Genomic DNA, 12,216 nt, shown 5'->3' on the forward strand with positions numbered 1-12,216 from the left:
ATTGAATGCCCAAGAGCATTTAAAATGAGTCCATTAGATGAATTCTAGCGGTTATTGCTCATCAATGAATCGCTGTCAGCGACAGTGGCTTTTATTTTTAATGATGAACAATTAAGCCGATTCCTCACATATTTTCAGTTCCCAGCCCGGAACGTCTTCCCAAAAAGCTTGTTCTTTTTCTAAATCCAGTTGCATTAGAGCATTCTCAGCCAAGTAGTTGGGTGGCAGATATAATGTCCAATAACCGTCATTAGTTTCAAGCCTTAACGTTGCCGGCGTTGTGGTTGACTGTCGTTGATTATTTAACAGAATGGATAGCCGAAGAATTTGGATCAGCGGCATAAACTGTTTTTTCTTATATAAATTAAACTTCGGAATATCATCATACTTAATGGCTTTACGATGATTTTTAACCAAAGTCGCTAATAATAATTGCTGTTCTTGATTAAAACCGGGCAAATTGGTATTTTGCAAAATATAAGCAGAATGACGATGTAGTCCGCTCAAATTAATACTTAAACCGACTTCATGCAGCATCACGGCCCAAATTAAAATCGCCTCTAAATGCAAATTAACTTGTTTCGGATTTTGTTCCGCCCATTGTTTATAAAGTTGTTCCATCGTAGCTAAAACGCGCTTTGCTTGTTCTCGATCGATATTATAGTGCTCTGCTAAACTCAGTGCAGTGCGTTGTCGAATATCCTGATGGCGAAAACGGCCTTCCATTTCATACAGAACACCTTCGCGTAATGCGCCTTCAGAAAGCCGTAGTTCCTTGATATCTAAAGAATCAAAGACTGCACATAATATTGCAAGTCCGGGAACAAAGATTTGCTTTCGATCATCGGATAAACCTTCAATCTCCAGATCATCAAACGATGTGTATTTTAATACGTGTTGGGTCAGTTGTGCTAGTCGTGCGGGCGTAATAATCCCGTCTCGTTCACCATTTTCTAGCAACACAGCATGCGCTGCCTTTATGGTACCCGATGCCCCTAATACCACATCCCACCCTTGTTGTTTAAATTGGGTAGCAATATTTTCTAATTTCTGATTTGCGACTAAGCGTGCGCGGGCAAAATTACTCGGTGAAATTTCATTATTTGGAAAATATTGACGCGAAAAACTCACGCAACCCATACGCCGGCTTTCAATTAGCAGTGGCGTAAAGTTCTCGCCGATAACGAGTTCAGTGGAGCCTCCACCGATATCAATTACTAGTTTACGGCCTTTTTCTGGCTGTGTATGCTCAACGCCCATAAAAATTAATCGAGCTTCTTCTTGGCCTGAAATAATTTCAATCGGATAGGGGATTATTTGTTTTGCTCGGCGTAAGAATTCTTGTACGTTTGTGGCTTCACGTAATGAATGTGTGCCAACTATACAGACATTTTCAGCCGGAAATCCTTGTAATCGTTCTGCAAATAGTGCCAGACAAGATAATGCTCGTTCGATGGATTCTTCGCTAAGCTCATTATGTTCATTTAATCCGGTCGCCAGATGAACGCGCTGTTTTAGCCGCGTTAGAACTTGTAATGCACCATTAACAACCCGCGCAATAATCATATGAAAGCTATTAGATCCGAGGTCAATAGCGGCGATTTCTAACGGTCGAGGTGTTGATGTATAAGTTAATGGCATGTTTATTAAGATCTCATGTCTGGATTTTCTATAGATTTCAAATAGTCATAAACCGCAAGCTGGGCACGGATCTTACGTTTGTTTCCTCGAGGAACATAATGATTGCTAAGTTCTTTGTCAACAAATCGTGCTTTTACGGTATCACCAAACTGTAAGTCTAAAATATCCAGAACGCGTTGTTTTAATTGCGGATCGACTAATTGCACTGCCACTTCAATACGATAGTCAATGTTGCGAGTCATCCAGTCAGCTGAAGATAGAAAGACTTTTTCGTCGCCACCATTGGTAAATACGTATACGCGATCATGTTCGAGAAAACGGTCAACAATACTGGTGACTTGAATGTTTTCACTCATTCCGGGTTGCCCTGCGACTAATGAACACATACCACGGATTAATAACCGTATTTTCACCCCAGCATTTGAGGCATCGTATAATCGGTCTGTGAGCTCTCTATCTACCAAATTATTGATTTTTAGAGTTATTCCAGAGGGTTTATCTGCCAGTGCATTTTCAATTTCAGTATCTATTAATTGATTTAATTTAATGCGTGTATTTTGTGGCGATACCATTAAATTATCGAAAGTCACCGGGCGATATGGATTTTCAATAAAGTTAAATACCCGGCGAACTTCATTGGTAATTTGCTGATCGGCGGTTAATAACGAGTAGTCAGTATATAAACGGGCGGTTTTTTCATTGAAATTACCCGTGCCAATGTGGGCGTAACGAATAATTTGACCGTCTTCCAGTCGAGAAATAATAAACAGTTTAGCGTGAATTTTTAGCCCCGGAGCAGAGAAAATGACATGTACACCGGCTTCAGTGAGGCGTTTCGCCCAATGAATATTAGCTTCTTCATCAAAACGGGCCTGTAATTCGACCACTACGGTGACTTTTTTACCGTTGTGTGCGGCGTGGATCACTGAATCGATAATCCGAGAGTCTTTAGCCACCCGATAAATATTGATTTTTATCGATATAACACTGGGATCAAATGAAGCTTGACGCAGCAGTTCTAACGTATGTTCAAAGGTATAATAAGGATAATACAGTAAAACATCGCGCTCACGGATAGCATCGAAACCATTACGAAAATTATCAAACCAGCGATGGCGCAGACATGGCAGCGGTTTATACAGTAAATTTTTATTTCCTTCATTAGGGAATTTTATGAAATCTTTAAAATTATGATAACGACCGCCAGCAATAACCGAGTCATCATTCGAGAGCCCTAATTTAGTTCTCAGTAATTCGACCATTTCATCCGGCATATCACGTTGATAAACAAATCTTACCGGTTCGGCAGTAAGCCGTTGTTTTAACGTCGATGACATTAACTCAAGCAGACTGGATTCCATTTCAGTCGCTAAGTCATATTCTGCATCTCGCGTCATTTTCATTGAATAGGCATTAAGTTTGTCGTAATCGAAAAAGCCTTTGAAAATTTCATCGAGACAATAACGCAAGATATTATCAATTAAAATCATTGACTTACGTCGTTTTGGCATTTCTGGAGGCAAATTAACAAAACGCGGAACTTTATCAGATGGAATTTCTAATAATGCATATTGAATCTCTTGCCCATGAATAATTTCGACCGCTAGATAGGTGTAATCATCTTTGAGAAATTCAACAAAGTTGGTTTCAGGATTAATTAAGATTGGAGTAATGTGCTGACGTAATTTTTGGCGAAAATATTGACGTAACCAAATTTGTTGATTGGGGGAGATTTGTCGCTCGTTAATTAAAAATATTTGATTACGTGCCATTTCTAGCAGTAGTTCGTTATATAGTATGTCAAATTCTTGATCGAGTTTAGCGACTTTGGTTTGAATTTTGCGTAACAAGTGACGAGAACCCGTAGCTGAACCACGTTCTTCATTGATCAAGATACGGCGCTTTACATCCGCAAAACGGACTTTATAAAACTCATCAAGATTATTGGAGTAAATACCAAGAAAACGCATTCGTTCTATTAACGGGTTACGTTTGTCAGCCGCTTCTTGTAGAACACGTTCGTTAAAAGAGAGCCAGCTCAGCTCTTTTTCATGATATGAGCGATCTTGGGACATTATTACTCCAATATGATAGGTGATAAGGTCAATCCTTGTTAGCTAGCTATTATACCTGTTGTTTAATAGTTGCATGTTTATTAACCACACTTTCTGGATGACTACTTTGTTGTTTCATCGCAAAATATTGTTGCTGAAAAACACACATACGGATAGCAGTGTGATAGCGACCATTAACAAAAAACTCATCGATTAATTCACCTTCGGTATAGAAGCCGAGCTTTTCATAAATATGGATAGCTTTGATATTTTCTTTATCAACAATTAAATATAATTTGTATAAATTGAGAACTGAGAATGCATAATCCATCGCCAGTTTTGCTGCGCGTGTGGCATAGCCTTTGCCTTGAAAATTAGGCGCGATGATAATCTGAAATTCAGAGCGCCGATGAATATAATCAATTTCGACTAATTCAACTAAGCCGACTTTTTCTGCAGCATTTTCAACGATAAAACGGCGTTCAGATTGGTCATGGATATGCTTATCGTACAGATCGCTTAATTCAACAAAGGCTTCATACGGTTCTTCGAACCAATAACGCATAACACTGGCGTTATTATCAAGTTGATGAATAAAAGCTAAGTCTTCGCGTTCAAGGGGGCGCAATCTAAATGGGGATAACTGCCCGGGTTTCATAATTTTACCTCAGAAAAGTTAAGGGTATTAGCTATACGCTACGCTAATAAATAAGCAGCTTAGCGTTGAGTATAACCAATAATAGGGCGATATTAAAAAATGCTGACGTAAATATCACCGTTATAAACAAGACAATCACTAAGGCAATAAAATTAATACTTTCTATTCATTATTAATCTTATTGATTGGTTTCTCATAGGATATCACTTATTTAATAGAAAATAAGCCAACCTCAAAATAGACAGACATCGATTGATGAATAATTCAGCAACAATTAAGTTGAAAATTTTATCTCTGCTGTCGGTGAGTGGAGTTAGCGAGGGATTAGCCGAATAACGGTGATGATAGCGATTAAAGTAACTCATTGAAATAAAATAATAGATAGTGAAGTGACCCCATAAAGTTGCTAATGGGGCAGAACAAATAAAAACCAGATAAACAGGGTTCAAATAATGAATAGGATTTAAAAAATATTCATAAATGAAAATATAAATCACCGGATTATCTGGTTTTCCAGTATTAAAATTGAGCCAATAAATTGTAATTTAGTGGTCTAGTCGTCGCTAGCATACCCGTGTTCGGGGAGAACTTTTCCGTCTAATTGCGCATTATTTCCCACCATTTGTAATCGACCTGAAATAAACCAATCAATTACAACCGGATAAATATCATGTTCTTGGGTTTTAATTCGTTCAACTACATCGTTTTCATGATCATCGGCAAAAATAGGTACTTTGGCTTGTAAAATAACCGGTCCGCCATCTAACTGCTCGGTGACAAAGTGGACAGAAGTCCCATGTTCTTGGTCACCATTTTCCATTGCTTTACGGTGGGTATGTAATCCCGGATATTTAGGCAGCAATGACGGGTGGATATTGATTATTTTACCGCGATAGTGGCGTACAAAATCGGCAGTCAAAATTCGCATATAACCGGCAAGCACCAGTAAATCAGTATCATGGCTATCTATTGCTTGCTGCAGTGCATGGTCATAGTCTTCGCGATTGATGTAATTCTCAGGTTGAATTACAAAGGTAGGGATCCCGGCCTCTTGTGCCCGAGATAATCCCAATGCATCGCTTTTATTGCTGTATACCGCACAAATTTCGGCGTTTATCTTACCTGCTTGGCAGGCATCCATAATCGCTTGTAGATTTGTGCCACTTCCCGAAATCAATACCACTATTTTTTTCATTAGCCAATGATAACCTGTTCTGCGTTTGCTGGTAATGCAGCAATTTTACCAATTTGCCATGCGGTTTCGCCTAATTCAGTTAATAAATTGATCGCTGTAGCAACTTCTGCTGGTGGAAGAGCGATTATCATCCCCACACCACAGTTAAAGGTACGATACATTTCATGGGTGCTAACATCGCCAGCCTTTTGTAGCCAACGGAATACCGCTGGCCATTGCCAGCTGTTCGCATCAATTTGTGCTTGGGTATTCTCCGGCAATACACGCGGAATATTTTCCCAAAAACCACCACCGGTTAAATGAGCAATAGCATGAATATCACTTTTCTCAATCAGAGTTAAAATATTTTTGACATAAATGCGAGTTGGCTCGAGAAGATGGTCAGCTAAACTTTTGCCTTCAAGCTCGGTAGCTTCAGGATCAGTTTGACTCACTTCTAAAATTTTACGTACCAATGAATAACCGTTGGAGTGAGGGCCACTAGAGGCGAGAGCGATTAGGGCATCACCAGCTTGCACTTTGCTGCCATCAATAATTTCTGAGCGTTCAACAACACCAACACAAAAACCGGCGACGTCGTAATCTTCACCATGGTACATGCCTGGCATTTCTGCGGTTTCACCCCCGACTAATGCACAGCCCGATTGTTTACAGCCTTCGGCGATCCCTGTAATTACGCTAGCCGCAGTATCGACCGATAATTTACCAGTCGCGTAATAATCTAGAAAAAACAGGGGTTCAGCACCTTGAACGATTAGATCGTTAACACACATTGCCACTAAATCAATGCCAATGGTGTCATGGCGTTTTAAGTCCATGGCTAAACGTAATTTGGTGCCAACACCGTCAGTACCCGAGACTAATACCGGCTCGCGATATTTTTGTGGCAGAGAACAAAGTGCACCAAAACCACCTAGACCCCCCATAACTTCAGGACGACGCGTCTCTTTTACAACGCCTTTGATACGTTCAACAAGTGCATTACCTGCATCGATATCGACACCGGCATCTTTATAGCTAAGAGAGGTTTTATCAGTCACAACAGCCCCCAAGGCAATTACGTTTTAAACAAAGAAGCAATAATGAGATTAATTCTAACAGGCTAAGCAAACGTTTGCGATAGCTTTCTGCGGGAAATAATCTAAGATTAAAACAACATTATTCGGAAATGTTTTGATCAGCATCAACCCGATACTAGTGGAACTATCTCAAAAAAGAGTTATAATCTCGCGATTTTTTTGCCCGCCGACCACCAAAAATAGTAGGAGAAAAGTATGAAAGTTGTTGAGGCGAAACACCCGTTGGTAAAACATAAACTCGGCCTGATGCGCGATCACGATATTAGCACCAAGCGTTTCCGCGAATTAGCGTCAGAGGTAGGGAGTCTCCTGACATACGAAGCAACTGCCGATCTTGAAACTGAAACAGTAACAATCGAAGGGTGGTGTGGCCCAGTTGAGATTGAACAAATTAAAGGAAAGAAAATTACCGTTGTTCCAATCTTACGTGCTGGTTTAGGCATGATGGATGGTGTTTTGGATAGTATTCCAAGTGCGCGTATTAGTGTTGTTGGTGTATATCGAGATGAAGAAACTCTTGAGCCAGTTCCTTATTTCCACAAATTAGCGTCAAATATCGAAGAACGTATGGCGTTGGTTGTTGATCCGATGTTGGCGACTGGTGGCTCAGTTATTGCAACGATCGATTTGCTGAAAAAAGCCGGTTGTAAATCGATTAAAGTCTTAGTCTTAGTCGCCGCACCAGAAGGTATCGCGGCATTAGAAAAAGCCCATCCAGATATCGAACTCTATACTGCCTCTATCGATGAGTACCTTAATGAACATGGCTACATTGTTCCAGGGCTCGGGGATGCGGGCGATAAAATATTTGGTACTAAATAAGATCAGCCGACGAATAGTCGGCTTTTTTTTAAATAAAAATACTGGGAATAATAAGTGTTGTTACCGTGTTGCGAGTTCAGCTTGGTTTTAGAGGGCTCGCAACCAGTGACTGATAGTTGGTATTCAGACACCGGACGAATTAAAGTTAACTTAATAGCCAATATGCGTTCCGTATGCGCTATTAAGGACTGTTTTAATCGTCTGCAATTATTAGGCTATATAGCCAGTTATGTTGTAAATGCGTTAGCTATAATTAACTGCGTAATTTTAACCCGTAATTTTAACCATAATATCTAAAAGTATATCATCTAGGGGATGCAACAAATGACTCGCCGTACCATCGGAGTTGAAGAAAGACCACCATTATTACAAACTATTCCACTTAGCCTACAGCATTTATTTGCTATGTTCGGCGCAACGGTAATTGTTCCTATTTTGTTCGGCGTTAATCCAGCCACGATCTTATTATTTAATGGCGTCGGGACATTAATTTATCTATTTATCTGTAAAGGTAAAATTCCTGCTTATTTAGGCTCTAGTTTTGCGTTTATTTCTCCGGTATTAATTTTATTACCTTTAGGTTATGAGCTAGCACTTGGCGGCTTCATTATTTGTGGAGTACTCTTTTGTGTCGTGGCGTTAATTGTTAAAGTCGCGGGCAGAGGCTGGATTAATGTGATGTTTCCCCCCGCTGCCATGGGTGCCATTGTGGCGGTCATTGGGTTAGAGCTGGCACAAACCGCAGCCAGTATGTCGGGATTATTGCCTCAAGGCGATACTCCTGTAGATCCATCAACCTTAATTATTTCAATTACTACGCTGAGTGTAACTATTCTTTGCGCGGTAGTGTTCCGTGGATTTTTATCAATTATTCCTATTCTTATCGGTTTCTTAGTTGGATATGCCTTATCCTATTTCATGGGGATTGTGGACTTGACGCCCATTGTCGATGCGCCATGGTTTGCGGTTCCTGAATTTTATACACCACGTTTTGAATGGTTTGCGATTTTAACTATTTTACCCGCGGCATTAGTTGTTATCGCGGAGCATGTAGGGCATTTGGTGGTGACGGCAAATATTGTCGAGCGTGATTTACTAAAAGATCCCGGTTTACACCGTTCTATGTTTGCGAATGGTTTTTCGACGATCATTTCTGGTTTCTTTGGTTCGACACCAAATACCACTTATGGTGAGAATATCGGCGTAATGGCAATAACTAAGGTTTACAGTACTTGGGTTATTGGTGGCGCAGCTATACTAGCAATTTTACTGTCATGTGTTGGTAAATTATCTGTGGCGATTCAACTCGTTCCAACCCCCGTGATGGGCGGTGTTTCTTTGCTGCTTTACGGCGTAATTGGTGCATCAGGCATTCGTGTGCTAATTGACTCAAAAGTAGATTATAATAAGCCACAAAATCTAATTTTAACGTCGGTGATTTTAATAATCGGTGTCAGCGGTGCGGTTATCCATATCGGTCAAGCAGAACTGAAAGGTATGGCATTAGCCACTATTGTTGGTATTGGTATGGCGCTGTTATTCCGTTTTATTACGTTTGTTCGTCCAGAAAAACATTTTATTACTGAGCAATTAGACGAAATTGAAACTAAGCGCTCGATAAAGCAATAATCTAGGCTTACAGTTAGTTCCGGTTGGTCGGCCTTTGGTATCATCGTGTCGGCCAACAGTGTTGATAACTATTACAAAAATATTGTCTAGAAATATTGCTCATAAACATTGCTTATAAACAATATATATCAGGTTCATTTAACCTGCGATTTTATGTTAAACTGTACCGCGAAAATTTGTTCGTTAAGCCAGAGGCTATCCTGAATACACCATCGCAGCTCTCATTACCTTTATATCTGCCGGATGATGAAACGTTTGCTAGTTTTTATGCGGGAAATAATCCCTCATTGCTGGCGGCGATTAAGCTCGCAATTCATCAACCACATGGCAGTTATCTCTATTTTTGGTCCCGTGAAGGTGGCGGAAAGAGTCATCTTTTACATGCTGCCTGTGCAGAATTATCTGATAAAGGCGAGGCCGTTGGCTATGTGCCACTGGATAAACGAGCATATTTTGTGCCGGATGTATTAGACGGAATGGAACACTTATCATTGGTTTGTCTTGATAATATTCAATGTATCGCCGGTGATGAAGAGTGGGAAATGGCGATTTTTAATTTATATAATCGCATTTTAGAGATAGGCCGCACATGTTTGTTGATCACGGGGGATAGGCCGCCTCGGCAAATTGAATTAAAACTGCCTGATTTAGCGTCTCGTCTTGATTGGGGGCTGATTTATAAACTGCACCCATTAAGTGACGAAGAGAAAATTCAAGCATTACAACTCAGAGCGCGCATGCGGGGCTTTGAGCTTACCGAAGATGTTTGCCGCTTTGTATTAAAACGCTTAGATCGCAAAATGGGTACATTATTTGATATTTTGAACGAACTTGATCATGCGTCTATTGTGGCTCAACGAAAACTGACAATTCCATTTGTTAAAGATATTCTGAAGCTATAAATCACGCGCTCTTATGAGTAACTCGGTTCACATTATTGATTTATTTTAGTCCTGCTGATCCACTATTAGCGGGTTAAAATCATAAAAATAGCGGCAGCTAAATAAACTGCCGCCAAATTAGCGGATTTGTTGACTGAGCTATTTTTTAACGCTTATTCTTCAGCTTTTGAATGTTAGTCGCTATTATTTAACCCGATGGCCTAGAATTTAGCGTCCACGATTTAATCACCTAGTATTTAAAGGCATTTCATTCGTCGCTTAAGGCTATAAAATCTCTTTAACTTGCTCCGGTGGGCGACCTAAACGCGCTTTATTACCGGCGACCACAATTGGGCGCTCAATTAATTTTGGATTTTCGTGCATAGCCTGCAACAATTGCACTTGGCTTAACTCGGGATTAGCTAATCCCAATTGTTGATACAATTCATCTTTGGTACGTATTAATTGGCGTGCATCCTCAAAGCCTAAAGCTGACAATAATTGGGCTAATTCGGCTACGCTAGGCGGTGTGTTTAGATATTCAATAACCTGTGGTTTTATCCCCATCGATTCGACTAATGCCAAGGTTTCACGGCTTTTTGAACAGCGTGGATTATGATAAAAAGTGACGGCTGTGCTCATAATATTAGAGACCTTTTAAAGTTTGATTTTACTTTCTCGCAATTGGAGCTGACGGATTTCGTCAATTCGAGCGTCATAACGTATTTGCTCATAACTCCCTAGTTTTGTCATTCTGCTGGCATCGCTCAAGTAGTTAATTGCCCCATCAAAATTACCTCGTAATACCATGTCTTCCGCGTAAGCCGCCAATTCTTCATTGCGCTTACCTTGCTTCGCGGAGGCCTCGGCCAGTAAATCCCAGCCATTGGGGTCGCTTGGGTAATCAAAAGTATATTTATACAAAAGTTTTGAAGCATCGGCATATTGTTTATTGCGAATATACGCATTGGCCAGGTTAATCTGTAAAACCGGATCTTTTGCAGAGTTTATACGTGCCTTTTCCAAACGAGCAACGGCTTTAGCCGCACGATTTTGTTCAATATCCAAATCGGTCATAGCATCGATAAACCACGGATTATTAGGTTGTTTCGCCAGTAATTCCGCTATAATTTTATTCGACTCGGTATATTTTTTTTCTTGTGAAGATAGCCACAGCGCTCGACCATAATCTGCGGCCATTTTTTCTTGCTCGCTACCTTTACTGTAGTTAGATAAAATTTGCTCTAAGATGGCTTTTTGATCCACACCATACATCGCCAAAATACGGACACGGGCTAGCATAAAATCAAATGATGACGGCACGGTGACTTTGGGAAATTGGCTTGAACGATTACGGGCATCGGCGAGCCGGCTATCAGGTAATGGGTGAGTGAGTAAAATTTCTGGGGGTTTTGACATATAGCGTGTTTGGTCAGACATTACCTGCATAAAATCTGCCATAGCATGGGGATCAAATCCTGAGCGACGTAACGTTTGTAGACCGATACGATCGGCTTCTTGCTCATTGCCTTGAGTAAAGCTAATACGACCTTGTTGAACCCCCGCCATAGTGCTGGTCAAGGCGGCAAACCCGGCTTGTGGATTCGCCATCACCAATAATAATGAACCAATAGTGCCGGCAATGGCTAATGGAGTATTGCTTTTTTGATCTTCAAGCATACGGGCTAAGTGCCGCTGAGTAACGTGAGATATTTCATGCGCCAAGACGGAAGCCAATTGGCTTTCATTTTGGCTATAACGAAATAGTGCGGAATGCAGTACCACGTTACCACCGAAGTAAGCATAGGCGTTAATATTCTGATTATTAACTAAATAAAATTTAAAGGGTGTTTTTACTGAATCTGCATTTTTAACTAACTTATGCCCCAAGTTATTAATATATTGCAGCAGCAGAGGATCATAAATGAGAGGTGTACTGGCTCTGATTTGCCGAGTAAACGCATCCCCCAATAAAATTTCTTGGTCAATAGTTAGAGTGCCTGCGGCGGTCGTTCCCATATCAGGCAGGGTATCTTCGACGGAACTGTAGGCCGTAGCCCAAGGTCCAAAAGTGAGTGTTGCAATTAATACAGCCAAAATAGGGTTTTTCAGTGTGTTTTTCATGAAATAGATACGCCCCTTACAGCGATGAATGAGCAAAATTCCCATTACTTGTCATTTATCAAATGGCCGATATGCTGGCTATTTTTGCATATTTTGAATTAATTGAGCTATATGATAGCAAAAGCTATCGTAA

10 protein-coding genes are annotated in these 12,216 nt (G+C 40.4%); 3 read left to right on the forward strand and 7 right to left on the reverse strand.

From position 1 onward, the window contains the following. Positions 1–111: 111 nt before the first annotated feature. The 5 genes from ppx to purM all read right to left on the reverse strand — a co-directional run bounded on the left by ppx (position 112) and on the right by purM (position 6,588). Positions 112–1,641 carry an exopolyphosphatase gene (gene ppx, locus M992_RS08875; protein ID WP_053908201.1) on the reverse strand — a complete coding sequence of 510 codons (1,530 nt, stop codon included), beginning with the start codon at positions 1,639–1,641 and terminating at the stop codon, positions 112–114. A gap of 5 nt (positions 1,642–1,646) precedes the next feature. Beyond that, positions 1,647–3,716 carry a polyphosphate kinase 1 gene (gene ppk1 / locus M992_RS08880; RefSeq protein WP_053908202.1) on the reverse strand — a complete coding sequence of 690 codons (2,070 nt, stop codon included), beginning with the start codon at positions 3,714–3,716 and terminating at the stop codon, positions 1,647–1,649. A gap of 49 nt (positions 3,717–3,765) precedes the next feature. Next, positions 3,766–4,353 (reverse strand): spermidine N1-acetyltransferase, encoded by a 588-nt coding sequence (gene speG, locus M992_RS08885; RefSeq protein WP_053908203.1) that lies wholly within the window; start codon positions 4,351–4,353, stop codon positions 3,766–3,768. A gap of 553 nt (positions 4,354–4,906) precedes the next feature. Further along, a complete protein-coding gene (gene purN, locus M992_RS08890) occupies positions 4,907–5,548 on the reverse strand; it encodes a phosphoribosylglycinamide formyltransferase (RefSeq protein WP_053908204.1) in 642 nt (213 codons plus the stop codon). Beyond that, entirely contained in the window at positions 5,548–6,588 is a 1,041-nt protein-coding gene (gene purM / locus M992_RS08895; protein WP_053908205.1) for a phosphoribosylformylglycinamidine cyclo-ligase, read from the reverse strand. Before purM ends, purN begins: the two co-directional genes overlap by 1 nt. Positions 6,589–6,822: 234 nt before the next feature. Here purM and upp point away from each other — a divergent pair, with 234 nt between their 5' ends. The 3 genes from upp (at position 6,823) to hda (ending at position 9,980) form a co-directional block, all read left to right on the forward strand. After that, positions 6,823–7,449 carry a uracil phosphoribosyltransferase gene (upp, locus tag M992_RS08900; protein WP_053908206.1) on the forward strand — a complete coding sequence of 209 codons (627 nt, stop codon included), beginning with the start codon at positions 6,823–6,825 and terminating at the stop codon, positions 7,447–7,449. Positions 7,450–7,773: 324 nt separating this feature from the next. Beyond that, on the forward strand, positions 7,774–9,078 hold the full coding sequence (gene uraA / locus M992_RS08910; protein WP_053908208.1) for a uracil permease: 1,305 nt from the start codon (positions 7,774–7,776) through the stop codon (positions 9,076–9,078). A gap of 176 nt (positions 9,079–9,254) precedes the next feature. After that, positions 9,255–9,980, forward strand: coding sequence for a DnaA inactivator Hda (gene hda / locus M992_RS08915; protein ID WP_197076019.1), 726 nt, complete (start codon positions 9,255–9,257; stop codon positions 9,978–9,980). A gap of 264 nt (positions 9,981–10,244) precedes the next feature. Here the strand turns inward: hda and arsC are convergent, their stop codons facing one another. After that, on the reverse strand, positions 10,245–10,601 hold the full coding sequence (gene arsC / locus M992_RS08920) for an arsenate reductase (glutaredoxin) (RefSeq protein ID WP_053908209.1): 357 nt from the start codon (positions 10,599–10,601) through the stop codon (positions 10,245–10,247). A 15-nt stretch (positions 10,602–10,616) separates the two neighbouring features. Next, positions 10,617–12,083, reverse strand: coding sequence for a beta-barrel assembly-enhancing protease (bepA, locus tag M992_RS08925; RefSeq protein WP_053908210.1), 1,467 nt, complete (start codon positions 12,081–12,083; stop codon positions 10,617–10,619). Positions 12,084–12,216 lie beyond the last annotated feature (133 nt).

The sequence above is a fragment of the Moellerella wisconsensis ATCC 35017 genome, assembly GCF_001294465.1.
Taxonomy (GTDB): Bacteria; Pseudomonadota; Gammaproteobacteria; order Enterobacterales; family Enterobacteriaceae; genus Moellerella; species Moellerella wisconsensis.

Coding starts and splice junctions, on each gene's coding strand:
- ppx (WP_053908201.1), bottom strand. CDS start 1,641: ATGCCATTAACTTATACATCAACACCTCGACCGTTAGAAATCGCCGCT.
- ppk1 (WP_053908202.1), bottom strand. CDS start 3,716: ATGTCCCAAGATCGCTCATATCATGAAAAAGAGCTGAGCTGGCTCTCT.
- speG (WP_053908203.1), bottom strand. CDS start 4,353: ATGAAACCCGGGCAGTTATCCCCATTTAGATTGCGCCCCCTTGAACGC.
- purN (WP_053908204.1), bottom strand. CDS start 5,548: ATGAAAAAAATAGTGGTATTGATTTCGGGAAGTGGCACAAATCTACAA.
- upp (WP_053908206.1), top strand. CDS start 6,823: ATGAAAGTTGTTGAGGCGAAACACCCGTTGGTAAAACATAAACTCGGC.
- uraA (WP_053908208.1), top strand. CDS start 7,774: ATGACTCGCCGTACCATCGGAGTTGAAGAAAGACCACCATTATTACAA.
- arsC (WP_053908209.1), bottom strand. CDS start 10,601: ATGAGCACAGCCGTCACTTTTTATCATAATCCACGCTGTTCAAAAAGC.
- bepA (WP_053908210.1), bottom strand. CDS start 12,083: ATGAAAAACACACTGAAAAACCCTATTTTGGCTGTATTAATTGCAACA.